This window comes from Cobetia sp. BL01, from assembly GCF_056493605.1.
This window is the reverse complement of record NZ_JBVBEE010000003.1, coordinates 405,987-422,485: the sequence shown is the minus strand read 5'-3', so window position 1 is coordinate 422,485 and position 16,499 is coordinate 405,987. Positions and strand designations below refer to the sequence as shown.

12 protein-coding genes are annotated in these 16,499 nt (G+C 61.3%); 6 read left to right on the top strand and 6 right to left on the bottom strand.

Annotated features, from left to right (window positions below; all coding sequences use genetic code 11):
• Positions 1–293: 293 nt before the first annotated feature.
• Entirely contained in the window at positions 294–1,766 is a 1,473-nt protein-coding gene (locus tag ACZYGA_RS08110; RefSeq protein WP_479398830.1) for a sugar porter family MFS transporter, read from the bottom strand.
• A 233-nt stretch (positions 1,767–1,999) separates the two neighbouring features.
• On the opposite strand from ACZYGA_RS08110, the gene ACZYGA_RS08105 reads away from it, so the two are divergent.
• The 3 genes from ACZYGA_RS08105 (at position 2,000) to ACZYGA_RS08095 (ending at position 6,105) form a co-directional block, all read left to right on the top strand.
• A complete protein-coding gene (locus tag ACZYGA_RS08105) occupies positions 2,000–2,878 on the top strand; it encodes an MBL fold metallo-hydrolase (protein WP_479398828.1) in 879 nt (292 codons plus the stop codon).
• A 79-nt stretch (positions 2,879–2,957) separates the two neighbouring features.
• Positions 2,958–4,271: an NAD(P)/FAD-dependent oxidoreductase gene (locus ACZYGA_RS08100; protein ID WP_479398826.1), complete on the top strand. Its 1,314-nt coding sequence runs from the start codon at positions 2,958–2,960 to the stop codon at positions 4,269–4,271.
• Entirely contained in the window at positions 4,264–6,105 is a 1,842-nt protein-coding gene (locus tag ACZYGA_RS08095; protein WP_479398825.1) for a SulP family inorganic anion transporter, read from the top strand. The genes ACZYGA_RS08100 and ACZYGA_RS08095 overlap by 8 nt, the downstream gene beginning before the upstream one ends.
• 154 nt (positions 6,106–6,259) lie before the next feature.
• Here ACZYGA_RS08095 and ACZYGA_RS08090 read toward each other — a convergent pair whose 3' ends face one another.
• The 4 genes from ACZYGA_RS08090 to speB all read right to left on the bottom strand — a co-directional run bounded on the left by ACZYGA_RS08090 (position 6,260) and on the right by speB (position 12,113).
• The gene (locus tag ACZYGA_RS08090; protein WP_479398823.1) at positions 6,260–7,711 is read right to left on the bottom strand and encodes an aldehyde dehydrogenase family protein; all 1,452 of its coding nucleotides are present in this window, start codon (positions 7,709–7,711) and stop codon (positions 6,260–6,262) included.
• 98 nt (positions 7,712–7,809) lie between these two features.
• Entirely contained in the window at positions 7,810–9,462 is a 1,653-nt protein-coding gene (locus tag ACZYGA_RS08085) for a 5-guanidino-2-oxopentanoate decarboxylase (protein ID WP_479398822.1), read from the bottom strand.
• A gap of 75 nt (positions 9,463–9,537) precedes the next feature.
• Complete coding sequence (locus ACZYGA_RS08080; protein ID WP_479398902.1) at positions 9,538–10,854, bottom strand: YjiH family protein; 1,317 nt, start codon at positions 10,852–10,854, stop codon at positions 9,538–9,540.
• A gap of 308 nt (positions 10,855–11,162) precedes the next feature.
• Positions 11,163–12,113 carry an agmatinase gene (gene speB, locus ACZYGA_RS08075; RefSeq protein ID WP_077376000.1) on the bottom strand — a complete coding sequence of 317 codons (951 nt, stop codon included), beginning with the start codon at positions 12,111–12,113 and terminating at the stop codon, positions 11,163–11,165.
• 58 nt (positions 12,114–12,171) lie between these two features.
• Between speB and ACZYGA_RS08070 the strand changes: the two genes are divergently transcribed.
• The 3 genes from ACZYGA_RS08070 to ACZYGA_RS08060 all read left to right on the top strand — a co-directional run bounded on the left by ACZYGA_RS08070 (position 12,172) and on the right by ACZYGA_RS08060 (position 15,235).
• Positions 12,172–12,312 (top strand): hypothetical protein, encoded by a 141-nt coding sequence (locus tag ACZYGA_RS08070; RefSeq protein ID WP_479398820.1) that lies wholly within the window; start codon positions 12,172–12,174, stop codon positions 12,310–12,312.
• A 228-nt stretch (positions 12,313–12,540) separates the two neighbouring features.
• Positions 12,541–14,196, top strand: coding sequence for a sigma-54 interaction domain-containing protein (locus ACZYGA_RS08065; RefSeq protein WP_479398818.1), 1,656 nt, complete (start codon positions 12,541–12,543; stop codon positions 14,194–14,196).
• A 154-nt stretch (positions 14,197–14,350) separates the two neighbouring features.
• Positions 14,351–15,235, top strand: a complete 885-nt coding sequence (locus tag ACZYGA_RS08060; RefSeq protein WP_479398816.1) for a restriction endonuclease — start codon at positions 14,351–14,353, stop codon at positions 15,233–15,235.
• A 41-nt stretch (positions 15,236–15,276) separates the two neighbouring features.
• On the opposite strand, the gene ACZYGA_RS08055 is transcribed toward ACZYGA_RS08060, so the two are convergent.
• A complete protein-coding gene (locus ACZYGA_RS08055) occupies positions 15,277–16,368 on the bottom strand; it encodes a hypothetical protein (protein WP_479398814.1) in 1,092 nt (363 codons plus the stop codon).
• Positions 16,369–16,499 lie beyond the last annotated feature (131 nt).

The window sequence follows — 16,499 nt, the reverse complement described above, 5'->3', positions numbered from 1 at the left end:
CGTTTCGGATGGATCATTTCACTAAATTTGGCGCCCCCGCAATGCTTTCGATACCAAAGGATATGTTGGTAATGATTCGTAATTTTCAGACGTTACGCCAGTCTGTTGCGTTGGCGCTGATGACACGCTGATTGAACGTTTCACGACATCGTGAACCGGGCAGTGAAGATGGCACTCAAGGGGGCTGACGAGGGAACTGACGAGGGCAATCAAGAGGGCAGCAACGAGAACGCCCCGCAGGGCGGGGCGTCGTGGGGATGGCATGTGTCAGCCGAGAGGCGGGCCGTCGCGGGTCAGCGGCTCTGGGGTTCGAGCGCTGCGGCCTGTTCGCGTTGGGTGGGACGAACCAGGCGGCCCTGCAGTTCCTCAAGCGAGACACCCTTGGTCTCGGGCATGAAGAACAGCACGAAGATCAGTTGCAGTAGCATCATTAAGGCGAAGAAGGCAAACACCGGCCCACCGCTGAAGTGGCTGAGGATGGTCGGCATCAGCAACGCGATCAGGGCCGCGAAGATCCAGTGTACGGAGCTGCCGAAGGACTGGCCCATGGCGCGTACCTTGTTGGGGAAGATCTCGGAGATGAACACCCAGATCACCGTGCCCTGACTCATGGCATGCGCCGCGATGAACACGCCCAGCAGGATCGGCACGCCATAGCCGCCCATGGCGGAGAAGTCCTCGAGATGGAAGGCCCAGGCGATCAGGCACAGCGACAGCAGATAGCCGGCCGAGCCGATCAGGATCAGGGTGCGGCGGCCCAGCTTGTCGATCAGTGACATCCCCAGCATGGTGAAGACCAGATTGATGACCCCGATCCCGGCCGTCGAGAGCAGGGCGGCGCTCGATTCCAGCTGCGCCTCGGCCAGAATGCGCGGCGCGTAGTAGATGATGAAGTTGATGCCGGAGAGCTGATTGAAGGCCGCGATCAGGAAGGCGAACAGGATCGGCAGACGATAGCGCCAGGCGAACAGACGGGTGTGCTGCTTGGCACTTTCCTCGCTTTCCGTGCCACGGATGATGGCGATTTCCTCGGCGATGTCGGCCTTGGGGTTGATCAGTCGGATGATCTCGGCGGCAGCCGCCTCGTCATTGCGCTTGAGGATCAACCAGCGCGGGCTGCGCGGTACCTTGCAGATCATCAGCAGGTAGAGCGCCGCCGGCACGGCTTCCACCCCCAGCATCCAGCGCCAATTCTCACCATCGACGAAGCCGATGAAGTAGTTGGAGACGAAGGCGATCAGAATCCCGAAAACGATGTTGAACTGGTAGAGCCCGACCAGCGCTCCACGGCGCTCGCGGGGGGCAATCTCGGAGATGTAGATGGGTGCTGCCACGGAGGACGCGCCGACACCGAGCCCCCCCAGCAGGCGGAAGAATGAGAACACATAAGGGTCGGTGGCCAGCGCCGAACCCAGCGCCGAGACCAGATAGAGGATCCCGATCCCGATCAGGGTCGCGCGGCGGCCGAAGTGATCTGTCGGCCAGTTGCCGAAGATGGCACCGATGACCGTGCCCCACAGTGCCATCGACATGATGACCAGGCCGTGCATGAGGTCGCTGAGACCCCACTGGCTCTGCAGAGAGGTGTCCGCACCTGAGATGACAGCGGTATCGAAGCCGAACAGGAAGCCGGCGAGAGCGACCGTGATCGACCATTGAAGAATGCGTGGCATGGCGTAGCTCATCCAATGAGGCGTGAAGGAAAGACAGCGATTCGCGGAGGTTAAACGTTCAAGAGTGTAAAGGTGAATCGTGTCACCTGACAATAATAGTCTAACGTGAGCGATAACGTTTATCCGCTATACCTTAGGGTGAGAGGCGCGCCTAGCGATATCCGAGGCACCGTCACGTGCCTTTTTTGATGGCTGATATCAATTAGTTATCAATTAGGTATTACGGTTATTCCAAATGGATTTATCGTTATTCTATTTTTGTGTTCGCGCCTGGGCAGGCGTAGGCTGAAGTCCATTCACCCTTGATTGACTCAGGAGGCCGAAGGATGGCAACCCCGACACTGCAGCCCCATGTCGAGAGCTTCTTCGACGAAGACAGCAATACCTTCACGCATCTGGTGCGTGACCCGCACTCCCGGCGTTGCGCGATCATTGATCCGGTACTGGATTTCGATTACCCCGCAGCCCGCACCACCACGCAGTCGGCGGATGCCCTGCTGGCCCACATCGCGGACGAGTCGCTGGAGGTGGAATGGATTCTCGAGACCCACGTCCATGCCGACCACCTGTCGGCCGCCGCCTACCTGAAAGACAAGCTTGATTGCCAACTGGCGATCGGAGCACGCATCCGTGAGGTGCAGGACATCTTTGCGGACATCTTCGCGGCCGAGGCGGGTTTCGCGCGTGACGGACGTCAGTTCGACCGCTTGCTGGAAGAGGGCGACAGCCTGGCCATCGGCGGGCTTGAATGCCGCGTGCTGCATACTCCGGGCCATACGCCTGCCTGCGTGAGCTATGTGATCGGTGACGCCGTCTTCGTCGGCGATACGCTGTTCATGCCCGATTACGGCACCGCGCGCTGTGATTTCCCCGGCGGTGATGCGCGCACCCTGTACCGCTCGATCCACAAGGTGCTGGCGCTGCCTGACAGCTCCCGCCTGTATCTGTGTCACGACTATTCCGCCGAAGGGCGCGAGGGCTTCTGTTGTGAGACCACGGTCGGGGAGCAGCGTAAGCACAATATCCACGTGCACACCGGGATTGATGAAGCGGCCTTCGTGGCCATGCGTTCGAAGCGCGATGCCGGGCTTGGCATGCCGCGCCTGATGCTGCCGGCGGTCCAGGTCAACATGCGGGCCGGCCAGATGCCGCCTGAGGACGCCAATGATCAGGCCTATCTCAAGATTCCGCTCAATCGTTTCTGACCCTCGCCGCCTGCACAGGTAAATAAATGACGTAGACTTCTTACGTGTCTATGCCCATTTTCTTTTCAAGGAGTCACGGATGAACAATCCCGCCAGCGATTCAGCCTCATCACCGTCACCAGCAACCAGGGGCGAGACGACTGTCACGGTGCCCCCCAATGCCCACAAGGTGGTGATTCTGGGAGGAGGGGCCGGCGGGATTGCCGTGGCTGCCAGCCTGCTCAAGCGTCAGGCCGGCATGGATGTCGCCATCGTCGAGCCATCGGAGCAGCACAGCTATCAGCCGGGCTGGACGATGGTCGGCGGCGGGATCTTCACCCCGGAGTCCACTCGCCGGCCGATGTCCACGGTGATGCCCAAGGGCGTGCACTGGTATCGCGAGTCCGTGGTGGGCATCGACGCGGACGCGCATGAGGTCACGCTGGGGGATGGGCGCAAGCTTCGCTATGAGCGTCTGGTGCTGGCCATCGGGCTTGAGCTGGACTGGGCGGCCATCGAAGGCCTCGAAGAGACCCTGGGCAAGAATGGCGTCACCTCCAATTACCGCTATGATCTCGCGCCTTATACCTGGCAGCTGGTGCAGTCCCTGCGCAGCGGTCGTGCGCTGTTCACCCAGCCACCGATGCCGATCAAGTGTGCCGGCGCCCCCCAGAAGGCGATGTACCTGTCCTGCGATCACTGGCAGCGTGAAGATGTGCTCGGTCAGCTGGAGGTCACCTTCCACAACGCCGGGGGCGTGATGTTCGGCGTACCGGCCTATGTGCCTGCGCTGGAAGAGACCGTGAAGGGCTATGGCATCGAGGTGCAGTTCCATCAGCGTCTGATCGCCGTGGATGGGGAAGCGCAGACGGCGCGTTTCGAGGTGGCGGCGGCCGAGGAAGGCGGTGAGCCGCAGATCGTCGAGCAGTCCTTCGACATGCTGCATGTGGTACCGCCGCAGAAGGCGCCGGCCTTGATCAAGGACTCGGGGCTTGCCAACGCCGCTGGCTGGCTGGAGCTTGAACCCGAGACCCTGCAGCACATCACCCATCCCGACATCTTCGGACTGGGGGATATCAGCGGTACCTCGAACGCCAAGACCGCCGCGGCCGTGCGCGAGCAGGCGCCGGTGGTGGTGGAAAATCTGCTCGCGACCCTGGCCGGCGAATCGCTGGCGGCGGACTATCGTGGCTATGGCTCCTGCCCGCTGACGGTGGAGAACGGACGCATCGTGCTGGCGGAATTCGGCTACGGCGGTGAGCTGCAGCCGACCTTCCCCAAGTGGCTCAATGACGGTACCCGCCCGACGCGTCTGGCCTGGCAGCTCAAGGCACGTGGCCTGCCGTTCATCTACTGGAACCTGATGCTCAAGGGCCATGAGTGGCTGGCGCGTCCGGCGTCACGCGATGTCTGAGCCGTCCGAGCTGACCAACGCACGCTCGCGCGGCGCGCTGGCCCGCTGGCTGCCGCTGGCGGGTTGGCTTGCCCAGTATGATCGCCAGAGCCTCGGGCGAGATCTGCTGGCGGCGGTGATCGTCAGTGTCATGCTGGTGCCGCAGGCGCTCGCCTATGCGCTGCTGGCGGGGCTGCCGGCGCAGGTCGGCCTGTATGCCAGCATGTTGCCGTTGGTGCTGTATGCGCTGTTCGGCACCAGCAGCACGCTGGCCGTCGGGCCGGTGGCGATCATCTCGTTGATGACGGCGTCTGCCATCGCAGGCATGAGCGGTGCCGAGGGTACCGCGCTCTCGACGCCCGAGATGCTCGCCGCTGCGCTGCTGCTGGCGCTCATCTCCGGTGCCATGCTGGTGGCAATGGGGCTGTTGCGGTTGGGGGCGCTGGTGAATTTCATCAGCCACCCGGTGATCTCCGGGTTCATGACGGCCTCCGGTGTCCTGATCATCGCCAGCCAGCTCGGGCCCATGAGCGGCCTGCGCCTGAGTGGCGGCAATCTGCTCGAGATGGGGGAGTCGTGGCTGTCATTGCCGCAAGGGGCCGGCGTGCATTGGCCGACACTGGCCCTCGGGCTGGGCTGCTGGGCCGCCCTGACGCTGGCGCGTCGTCATCTCAAGCAGGGCCTGATGGCCCTCGGGATGCGCGAGAGCGCGGCGGGCATGCTGTGCAAGACCACGCCGATCCTCGCCGTCATCCTGTCCAGTCTGCTGGCCTGGGGACTGCGTGATCCTCTTGATCAGGGCGAGCGCGGCATGGCGCTGGTCGGGGCCGTGCCTAGCGGGCTGCCCGACCTCAGCCTGCCAAGCCTTGTCAGCAATGACTGGTCGGGACTGCTGGTGTCGGCACTGTTGATCAGCGTGGTCGGCTTCGTCGAGTCGCTGGCACTGGCCCAGACCCTCGCCGCGCGTCGGCGTCAGCGCATCGACCCCGACAAGGAGCTGATCGCGCTGGGGCTCTCCAACATGGGCGCAGGCGTCAGCGGCGGCATGCCCATCTCGGGCGGGCTGTCGCGCTCGGTGGTCAACTTCGATGCCGGGGCCGCCACGCCACTGGCGGGGGCCTTCACGGCCATCGGCATTCTGCTCGCCAGCCTGTGGTTGACGGACTGGCTGGCCTGGCTGCCACGCGCGACGCTGGCGGCCATCATCATCGTCGCCACCACCAGCCTGATCGACCTCGCGGCGATCAGGCGTACCTTCCGCTACTCGAAGGGCGATGGGGCGGCCCTGATGATCACGCTGGTGATTACCCTCGCGCAGGGGGTGGAGAGCGGCATCATCGTCGGCATCCTCGTGTCACTGGGGCTCTATCTCAAGCGCACCAGCCAGCCGCACAGTGCGCTGGTCGGACGCGTGCCGGGCAGCGAGCACTTTCGCAATGTTGAGCGCCATGAAGTGGAGACCGACCCCGAACTGGCGATACTGCGCATCGACGAAAGCCTGTATTTCGCCAATGCGCGCTATCTGGAAGACACCGTACTGGCGCTGATGGCCGAACGCCCCTCGCTCAAGCATCTGGTGCTGGCCTGTCAGGCGGTCAATCTGATCGATGCCTCCGCGCTGGAAAGCCTGGAAGTCATCAATGAGCGCCTGAGCGCCGCTGGCGTGAAACTGCATCTGAGTGAAGTGAAGGGTCCGGTGATGGACCGCCTCAAGCGCTCTGAGCTGCCGGCCAATCTCGGTGGCGACATCTATCTCAGCACCTTCGATGCCTGGCAGGCGCTGAGCATCCACGGTAGCCATTGTGGCCAGTGCTGCGCACGGGATGGGATCAGCCAGACGGCGGCGGCAGGCTGATAGGAGAAGGCGCTGGTTTCATGGGAAAGCCGTGAAGGGAAGCCGCAAAGGAAAAGTGGTGAAGTAAAAACTGTGAACCAAAACGCCCCGCCTCGGGGATTGCCGAGGCGGGGCGTCGTGTCATCGGGTCACACAAGACGCTCAGTCAATACGTTCAGTCAAGTACCGGCCCGATGATGTGCTTGACCTCCAGATAGCCCGCCAGGCCCCACGGGCCCAGCTCGCGGCCGATGCCGCTGCGCTTGAAGCCACCCCAGCTGGTCTGTACCAGCGGCAGCTGCTCGCTGTTGTACCACACCACGCCTGCGCGCAGACGTCGGCCGATCTGCTGGGCGCGCCTGGCATCACCACTGACCACCGTGGCCACCAGCCCGAAATCGCTGTCGTTGGCGAGGCGAATCGCCTCGGCCTCATCCGCCACGCGACGTGAGCACAGCACCGGCCCGAAGATCTCCTCACGCCATAGACGGCTTTCCACCGGGACATCGTTGTAAAGCGTCGGCGCCACGAAGTAGCCCTTGGCCGGCAGGCTGCGATAGGTATCATCACGCAGCGCCGTCAGACCTTCCTCGCGCGCCACATTGAGATAATTGAGCACGGTGTCACGTTGACGCGCGTTGGTTATCGGCCCCATCTGAGTCGCGGCGTCCAGCGGGTCTCCCAGTACCAGCGCGTCGATGCGGCTGGCCAGGGCGGTGTGCAGGTCATCGGCGATGGCCTCATGCACCAGCAGCCGCGAGGTGGCGGAGCAGATCTGCCCGGCATTGAAGTAGATGCCCGCCATCACCCAGTCGGCGGCGTCGTCGACGTCGGCATCTTCCAGCACGATGATCGCTGACTTGCCGCCCAGCTCCAGCGATACGCCGCGCGTGCCGCAGACCGCCGCCTGCATGACCTTCTCGCCGACCACATTGCTACCGGTGAAGGAGATCTTGTCGATGCGCGGATGACGCGTCAGCGGCGCGCCGATGCCCTCGCCATCGCCGTGCAGCAGGTTGAACACGCCTGCCGGCAGACCGGCTTCCAGCGCGATCTCGGCCATCACCTGTTCCGGCAACGGCGTCACCTCGGACGGCTTGATCACCAGGGTGCAGCCCGCGGCGAGCGCCGGCGCGACCTTCCAGGCACTGGTGACCAGCGGGAAGTTCCACGGCGTGATCAACCCCACCACGCCTGCCGGCTCGTGATAAGTGTGCGCGGCATAGCCCTCGACATCATGCGTGACTGTCGCGCCCTGACGCGCATCCAACGCACGTGCCTGCTCGGCGTAGTAGCGGTAGCAGCCAATCGCATCATCGAGGTCGATCTCGGCCTCGGCGCGAATCTTGCCGTTGTTGCGACACGACATTTCCACCAGCGCTTCCCGGCGAGATGTCAGCCCCTCGGCGAAGGCCTCCAGATAGACGGCACGCTCGGCGCCACTCAGTGCCTGCCAGCCCTCGAAGGCATTGGCAGCCGCCGTGACGGCGGCCTCCACATCACGCGCATCCCCCGCCGTCACCTCGGCGATGACGGTTTCCTCGAAGGGATTGGTGACCGCCAGACGGCGCTCGCCGTGGGACTTGACCCACTCGTTGTTGATGAACTGCTGATCGAGCTTGTGCATGGACATTCCTGACATGTGAGTGTCTTGCCGCCAGTGACATACGGGGAATGGCGGTCATTGATCAATGTTGTGAAGAGATGCGATGCGCCGAATCGGACTCAGCCGGCGATCGAGCGCTGCCACCCGGCCGCGTCGATTTCCACCAGCAGCGGGGCGCTCGGATCGCGCTCGACCAAGGCGATTTGCAGCGCCTCGGGGGAATCGATGGCGACGGCGGCGCAGCCGAAGCCGCGGGCGAGCAGCTGGAAGTCGGGGGCCTGGATGTCGACGCCCAACCGCGTGACGCCGGCGTTGTCCATGAAGCGGCGAATCTCTTCATAGCCCTGGTTGTGCCACAGCACGATGACGACCGGCAGCTGTTCTTCCACCGCGCAGGCGAGTTCCGACAGCGTGAACATGATGCCGCCATCGCCGACCAGCGCGATCACCGGCAGGTCCGGGCGGCCCAGGGTCGCGCCCATCGCGGCGGGCAGGCCGTAGCCGAGCGTGCCGTAGCCGGTGGAGGCATTGAAGTAGCGGCGCGGCGCCGGCTGGCTGAGCAGGTGATTGGCGGCGTAGACCGTCGCGCAGGAATCGCCGACCCAGATCGCCTCCGGCAGTGCTTGCTGCAGGGTGTCTAACAGCGGCACGTAGGGCGCGAAGGTCGGGTCGCTCGGCAGGGCGAGGGCTTCCAGCGTCGCGGCGGTGACCTGAGCGCCGCGACCTGTACCTTGCGGGTTGGCCTGGAGGTCAGTCAGCCGACTGGCGAGAATCTCAAGCGCCAGGCCGGCATCCGCGACGATACCCAGTGCGGCGGCATGATTGCGCGCCAGCTGTTCGGGGTCGATGTCGATGCGAATCAACTCGCCGCCGATCACGAAGCCATCATCGAACACCACGTCGTAATCGGTCTCGCCAAGCTCGGTGCCGATCGCCAGCACCACATCGGCGTCGCGCGCCAGCTCGCGTACCGCAGGCAGCGCGGCATTGGCGCCGAGATCCAGCGGGTGGGCGCTGCCGAGCAGGCCCTTGGCATTGATGGTGGTGACGGTGGGGGCATCCAGCGCCTCTACCAGCTGACGCGCGGCCTCGGGCGCGGCGACACAGCCACCGCCCAGCATTACCAGCGGGCGCTCTGCACCTGTCAGAAGGGCCACGGCCTCGTTGATCAGCGCCGGGTCTGGCGCGAGACGCCCGATGCGTGAGCGCGTGACGTCATGGGTGGTGCGACCGGCAGGCAATGGAATCTCGGCATTGAACAGGTCAATGGGGATCTCGAGATGCACCGGGCCAGGACGTGCGCCCTCGAACAGCGCAAAGGCGCGGGCCAATACTTCCGGCAACGCGGACGGGGCGAGCAGGGTATGGCTGAAGCGCGCCACGCCCGAGACCAGCTGCTGCTGGCTGGGCAGCTCATGTAGACGGCCCTGGCCACGGCCGAGGGTGTCGGAGCGATTGACGCTGGAGATCACCAGCATCGGGATGGAGTCGGCCAGAGCCTGGCCCATCGCGGTGGTGATGTTGGTCATCCCCGGGCCGGTGATGATGAAGCACACTCCGGGCTTGCCGGTGCTGCGGGCATAGCCATCGGCCATGAAGCCGGCGCCCTGTTCATGGCGCGGGGTGACGTGGCGAATGGTGGGCGCGGCGGGATCGGCATCCGGCTCCAGGCCCCGGTAGAGCTCGACGGTATGCACGCCGGGAATCCCGAAGACGGTATCCACGCCGTAGGTATCACGCAGCAGTCGGATCAAGAGTTCAGCACATGTCATGGCAGGTTATTCCAATGACGGGAGCACCGTGGTGCTCCCGTATGAGATGAGAAACAAGTTGAGTGCCCGCTTGGCTCAGAACACGAACAGATGCGCGATACCGGCTATGATCGGCAGGGTGATCAGCGTGCGCAGCACGAAGATGGCTACCAGTTCCCACAGCTTGAGCGGAATCTTCGACTTGAGCAGCAGGGCACCGATCTCGGACATGTAGATCAACTGGGTCAGTGACAGGCAGGCGATCACGAAGCGGGTCAGTTCGCTGTCGATGTCCTTGGCCAGCACCGCCGGCAGGAACATGTCAGCAAAGCCGACCAGCGTCGCCGGGGCTGCCTCTGCCGCGTGGGGAATCTGCAGCAGTTCCAGCAGCGGAATCATCGGGTAGGACAGCCAGGTGAACACCGGCGTGAACTCGGCCAGCATCAGCGCCACGGTCCCGATGGCGATCACCACCGGCAGCAGACCGAGGAAGATGTCCGCCACGTTGAAGCCGGCCGATTTCACCAGCTTGAGCGGGCCCGGCGCATGCTCGGCACGCGCGACGGCCATGCCCAGTGAGTAGCGCAACACGCCACAGTCGCTCTGGTTCTCTTCACTGATCTGACAGCCGACCGGCTCGTGGTAGTCATCACGCTTGCGCGACAGCGGCGGCAGACGCGGCACGATGACGGCGGCGATCAGGCCCGCGATGACGACGGTCAGATAGAACGGCACGAACAGGTGGTTGATGTTCATGAAGCTGGTGACCAGCAACGCGAAGGCGATCGAGACCACCGAGAAGTTGGTGGCGATCACCGCCGCTTCGCGCTTGCTGTAGAAGCCCTGCTCATACTGCTGGGTGGTGATCAGCACGCCGACGGTGCCGGAGCCCATCCATGAGGCGGTGGCATCGATGGCACTGCGTCCCGGCAGATTGAAGATGGCGCGAAACGGGCGACGCACGAGGCTGCCGATGAATTCCATGAAGCCGAAGTCCACCAGCAGCGGCAGCAGAATGGCCGCGAAGAAGAAGAAGGTCAGCAGGACAGGGGCGAGATCATTGAGCATCACGCCGCCGGTGAAGGCCGCGGTGACGGCGGTTGGCCCCCACTGGAAGTAGGTCATCAGCGCGAAGATGGCGCCGAGGGCGCGCATGGCAAACCACACCAGCGCGATATCGAACAGCTCATGCGCTGCGCCCTGACGTGCCCAGTTCGGCCTGGCGAGCTTGACGAAGCCGGTGAGGATCACCGATAGACACAGCACCGCGACGGCGATGGCGGGCAAGGCGCTACCGAGCGTGGCCTTGAGCCAATCGGCCATCAGGCCCATGCCGATGTTGATGGTGTCGCCAACGCTGAACGGTACCAGGAAGAAGCTGACGCCGAGCAGTGACGGCACCAGGAATTTCATCAGCCCCCTGGCCGTCAGCGGCACCGGGCGGGTGGCGATCAGGTCCTTCTTCGGGCGGGCCGCTGGGGTCGCGGCGGAGTCAGACGCGGAGTCATGCTGGGACGGTGCGTGCTCCGCCGTCGGGTCGATGCTGGTTGTCATTCGGGTCACCTTGATCTTGTTGTAATGGTCAGGCTCTGATCGGTCATTCGGCATGCGACATGCCGTCTTCGCGGGGGATTCTTCACGTGCCAGGGACGGGACAGGCCCCTGGCACGCGACCCGCCCTCCGGCGGGGTCTTTCACTGGCAATGGAGGTGCGGTGCGACTCAGTCGCGCTGTTGCACGCCCGGCAGTACGCACAGCATCTCGTAGAGCAGGGTCGCGCCCATCAGCGCGGTGTTGCCGCTGGTGTCGTAGGGCGGGGAGACTTCCATCAGGTCACCGCCGACGATGTTCAGACCACGTGCGCCGCGCACGATTTCCATGCCCTGGGGCATGGTCAGGCCGCCGGCTTCCACGGTGCCGGTACCGGGGGCGACGGAGGGGTCCAGTCCGTCGATGTCGAAGGTGATGTACACCGGGCGATCGCCCATCATGTCACGCACTTCGGCCATCAGCGGGGCGAGTGACTTGAACCAGCACATCTCGGCGGTTTCCACGCGGAAGCCCTGCTGACGGCACCAGTCGAAGTCATCGGCGGAGTAGCCGGTGCCACGCAGGCCGATCTGCACCACGCGGTGGCTGTCGAGCAGGCCTTCTTCCTGGGCGCGACGAATCGGCGTGCCGTGGGCGATGGGCTCGCCGAACATGTGGTCATTCACGTCGGCGTGGGCATCGATGTGGATCAGGCCGACCGGGCCGTGCTTCTTGGCGATGGCGCGCAGCACCGGCAGGGTGACGGTGTGGTCACCGCCCAGGGTGAGCGGCACGCAATCGTGGCTGAGCACTTCATCGTAGAATTTCTCGATGATGTCCATGCTCTTGGGCAGGTGGAAGGTGTTGATCGGCACATCGCCGATGTCCGCCACCTGCAGGCTGTCGAAGGGCGCGGCGCGGGTGGCCATGTTGTAGGGGCGCAGCATGCGCGATTCATCACGGATCTGACGCGGGCCGAGACGAGCGCCCGGACGGTTGGAGGTACCGATGTCCAGCGGAATGCCGATGAAGGCGGCATCCAGGCCTTCCGCGGTTTCCTGAGCCGGCAGGCGCATCATGGTGGCCGGGCCGCCGAAACGTGGCATGTCGTTGCCGCCCAGTGGCTGATTGAATTCGCTCATCTGTCTCTCCAGGGTCTTGAGTCGCTCGCGATACGCTGACGGCGAGCAGGGTATTGTGATGGTTCGCCTGATCGCCCGGCCGGACGGTGTCATGAAAGCCGGCGATTCTCCTTGGCGCATACCCCAGCATTGCAGTAACCATGCCAATTTTCAGGCAATTGATTTTATTGGATTTTCTGAAGAAGCGGTTGTCGAGTGATTCATTTATGGATCACTCGAGCGTCAATAACGATTCAAAAATGGATCACTGATTCATTTGTGGATCACATTCAGGCATCATCGAGACTGTCTCCAGCGCAGTGCGAGAAAGACCTGCTGGAAAGAACTTATAGAAAGAAGCGATAGAAAGAAGCGCTGGAAAGACCTGCTAGAAGGAAGCCCAGAAAGCCCCGTCCCGATTCACAGGCTCGACCATGAGGTGCCCGCCATGTCAGAGCTCGACCACCAGATTCTCAAGACCATCATCGACACCGCTCACGATCACTACTTCGTGGTCAATGTGGATGGCCAGGTGATGGATGTCAGCCCCGGCGCCGCGGCGGTCTATGGCATGACCCGCGAGGAGTTGTGTGCCGCCAACGTGCATGACCTGGAAGCCAGCGGGGTGCTCAAGCCCTCCATCAGCCTGGAGGTGCTGCGCACGGGGAAAACGCTGCAGATGATGCAGCTCACCGCCACCGGGCGGCGGGTGGTGGCGCAGGCGCATCCGGTATTCGTCGCGGGCAGGCTTGAGTGCGTGGTCAGCCGATCGATGGATCTCACCGATATCCAGTTGTTGCAGCAGGAATATGCCGTGCTCCAGCAGCGCTTCACGGATCACCTGCGCCGCAACTCGCGGGGCAGTGAGCTGGGCGGGGGGGGGGCGGGGGAAAGTGATTGGGGGGCGGTGGGGAGTGCGCGCTCAGGTGCCGAGCAGACCACCCATGACGCGCAGCAGCAGGGGCGTGCCCTGTGCGAGCAGGCCGCGCGCGAGCAGGCGGAATGCGAAGACGCCGCGCTGGAACTGGGGGAGCTACAGGTCAAAAGTCCCGTGATGCGGGAGATAGCGCTGCTGCTCAAGCGGGTTGCGCCCACCAACGCCACGGTACTGATGCTGGGCGAATCCGGGGTCGGCAAGACGGCCTTCGCGCATCAACTGCATCGCTGGAGCCAACGCGCCGAAGGCCCCTTCATCGAGGTGAACTGTGGCGCCATCCCCGAAAGCCTGTTCGAGTCCGAGATGTTCGGCTATCAAGCCGGTGCCTTCACCGGCGCGGGCAATCGCGGCAAGGCGGGCCTGATGGAACAGGCCGAAGGCGGCACCCTGTTTCTGGATGAGATCGGTGAGCTGCCGCTGGCCACCCAGACCAAACTGCTCAAGGTGATTCAGGACGGGATGATCACCCGCCTGGGCGACACCACCACCCGCCGCGCCGACTTCCGACTGGTCGTCGCCACCAATCAAGACCTCGCCGCCCGCGTGGAGCAGGGCCAGTTCCGCCTCGACCTCTACTACCGAATCAATGTGCTCCCCGTCAGCCTGCCGCCGCTGCGCGAACGCCGCGAAGACATTCCCGCCCTGATAGAGCAACACCTCTCCCGCCTCAATCAACGTCACGGTCGCCGCAAGCTCCTCGACGCCTCGTTATGGCCCATCCTCATGCGCCAGGACTGGCTCGGCAATATCCGCGAACTGGAAAACTGGTTGGAACGCGCCTGGCTCAGCGCCCCCAGTGATGTCATCGACAGCGACTCAGTGAAAACACTGCTCAACACTTGTTCCACGAATAACGCTAATGGACTAGGCAATTCATTTGGCTTCAGTAATGACAAATCCAATGGAATAGGCGTTACTGAAAGTTTTCCCACTGCCGATACCTTACATAGTGACAATTCCCTCTCAGCGCCTGCCGCTGAGGGGGCGGTAGCCATGCCAGTCCCCAAACTCGGCCCCAATGAAACGCTCAAGGAAGGCCTGGCACGCATTGAAGCGCAATGGTTACGCGAGATGGCAGCCGAATTGCCCAGCACCTATGCGATAGCCAAGAGGGCAGGGATTAGTCAGCCGACAGTGGTGAGGAAAATAAAGCTATTGAAAGTATAATTTTTTATGTGGTTTTAGAGCTTTAGATATCTTGGTTTTATTGTAAGTATAAAAATCATTGTCTTTTTAAAAATCAGGTTTATATGGGTGTTATTAATGACTGTGCATCCAGTTAATAAAAAATATTTTATAATTTTCTGGGAAGGGGTGAAGAATGTTAGACTATACTGAATTGTCTAATAATGGTCAAGGATTGGAGCAGCTATTACGAGAGATGCTTTTTAGCTTTGGATTAAAGGTATATTGGAGCGGTAATGGTCCTGATGGTGGGAAGGATTTAATCTGTATAGAAGAAGATAATAGTATTTTTGTTAAATCATCGAAAAAATGGTTGGTTCAATGTAAACATAAAGCTATTTCCGGTGCTAGTGTTGGAATAAGCGACTTAGATGATATCGTTACCAGCTGCACACAATTCGGATGTGATGGTTATTTGTTGGTTACTTCTACCCAGCCGTCTTCTTCAGTTGTAAGAAGGCTTGAAGATATAACTAGTAATCATTCTAGTAGTATACTGGCTACTTACTGGGATGGTGTAGATATTGAACGCAAGCTAAGAACTCCAAGTCAATGGCATATTGCTCAACATTTTTTCCCAAACAGTGCTTCTGGTTGGCAGATTTTTTCAAGTGATCGTCCTAACCATTGGTCTGCAAGTTTTAAAGGCTACTATTTTCATATTACTAATCGTATTGGGTCGGTTTATACTATTCACCTTGATAAAATAGAAGAAATTGTGTCTGTTTTAGATGAAATAGAACTTCCTGAAGGTCATCTTCTAAGATTAAGGTCCGTTTTCTTTGATGATAAAAGCGGAACATATATGTGGTACGTGGATTATCTGTACCCATATGGGAGTGAACCCTTAGCGGAAGATGAAGATTTTGAGAATATTATTTCTGGTGACTGGTGTGATGGCTTTGATGTTCATTCACATTGTTATCTATCAGAAAGCGATCATTATGATAGGGATCACTACGATTTTTATTATAGATATATGGGGCAGTTTATCTTAGGGACACGTCGCCCAAAGCAATAAAAGTTCATTTGCTGAAATGAAAAATAACACTGTAGTCATTCTTAGTCAGAATCCATCACCACCAAACTCCCCATCACCCCTTCACACAACGGCTTGATCTCGCTGAAGCCTTCCTCGACGGTGAGGTCCGTCTTGGCTTTGGCGTAGGCGGTGCCGTCAGCGGCGGGGTGGTAGCTAGTGCAGTGCAGGCGGATCAGCTTGTCATCGAGAAAGAGGCCGTATTCGCGGGTCTGCGAGGTGATGGGCATGCCCTGGTGTCGTTGTGTCATGGCGATATCGAACCAGTAGGCCTGACGGTGATCCACTCGGGTCAGGCCGGAGTCGAGCATCTGACTGTTGATGGGCGCCCACTGGGCCAGCGTATTGGTGGAGGCCATCACTTTTAACTGCGCGTCACTGACGGTGTCGCCATGCAGGTCATAGATCTCGAGGATGATCATGTCGGTGCCGGTACCGGCCTGACTCTGCCACTTCTGCACGATATGCGGCAGTCGACCCTCGGCGGCAGACCATGAGGCGGGCAGGTGCAGCGCAATGTTGATGCCCAGCGACTTGGGATGGCCCTTGGTATGGAACTGCTGGAAATAGCCGTCGTACAGCTCGTACACCGGCTCGATCTGATATTTGGTCGCCAGCAGAAATTCCTTGAACGGCGAGGGCAGATATTCCCCCTGGGCGCGCAGATGAATGGCCTCGATGAAGCGGGCCGCGAAGTCGCTGGTCAGCTTGTCGGTGGTCAGCTGCGAATCCAGTTCCTTCTTTATCTGACGACGAATGCCATCCAGCACTTCGCGTGCGTGCTCCCGCCCCATCAGGGTGGCGAGGTTGTCCGCCAAACGATGGGTGATGTTCGGGAAGGCATTGTCGAAATAGGCGGAGGCAAGCTCTGCATCCGGTGCGAGGCCGGGATACTCCTCGGCGATGCGTGACAGCGTGATGTCCTGGGCGATGACGAAGCCGTAGGTACTGCTCAGCGTGTTGATGACCTGAGGCGAGGAGCGAAACTGTGCCGCTTCGGCGCGTGCCGAGGCACCGGGAGTCATGAGACATGAGCCCAGGCTCAGGCCGAGCGTGAAGGCGGTGACGGCCAGCCCGGGAATTGCCCCAAAGGAGCGTGTTACGGCAAACGCCATGCGTGACATCCTGTCAGAGTGCGATCAATTCAATCCTATCATCGGCTTACGATGACTTCTCGTGTGCTGGCGCTGTTCAGATGCCTAATCAGGCAGAAGTATCAGGCTGTGCGTCATGCGGCGCACGCGGT

Bases quoted from the DNA above. Each gene is read 5' to 3' on its own strand.
- ACZYGA_RS08085 (WP_479398822.1), bottom strand. From the start codon at position 9,462: ATGACATGTGCTGAACTCTTGATCCGACTGCTGCGTGATACCTACGGC.
- ACZYGA_RS08090 (WP_479398823.1), bottom strand. From the start codon at position 7,711: ATGCACAAGCTCGATCAGCAGTTCATCAACAACGAGTGGGTCAAGTCC.
- ACZYGA_RS08100 (WP_479398826.1), top strand. From the start codon at position 2,958: ATGAACAATCCCGCCAGCGATTCAGCCTCATCACCGTCACCAGCAACC.
- ACZYGA_RS08070 (WP_479398820.1), top strand. From the start codon at position 12,172: ATGGTTCGCCTGATCGCCCGGCCGGACGGTGTCATGAAAGCCGGCGAT.
- ACZYGA_RS08065 (WP_479398818.1), top strand. From the start codon at position 12,541: ATGTCAGAGCTCGACCACCAGATTCTCAAGACCATCATCGACACCGCT.
- ACZYGA_RS08060 (WP_479398816.1), top strand. From the start codon at position 14,351: ATGTTAGACTATACTGAATTGTCTAATAATGGTCAAGGATTGGAGCAG.
- ACZYGA_RS08080 (WP_479398902.1), bottom strand. From the start codon at position 10,854: ATGAAATTCCTGGTGCCGTCACTGCTCGGCGTCAGCTTCTTCCTGGTA.
- speB (WP_077376000.1), bottom strand. From the start codon at position 12,113: ATGAGCGAATTCAATCAGCCACTGGGCGGCAACGACATGCCACGTTTC.
- ACZYGA_RS08095 (WP_479398825.1), top strand. From the start codon at position 4,264: ATGTCTGAGCCGTCCGAGCTGACCAACGCACGCTCGCGCGGCGCGCTG.
- ACZYGA_RS08055 (WP_479398814.1), bottom strand. From the start codon at position 16,368: ATGGCGTTTGCCGTAACACGCTCCTTTGGGGCAATTCCCGGGCTGGCC.
- ACZYGA_RS08105 (WP_479398828.1), top strand. From the start codon at position 2,000: ATGGCAACCCCGACACTGCAGCCCCATGTCGAGAGCTTCTTCGACGAA.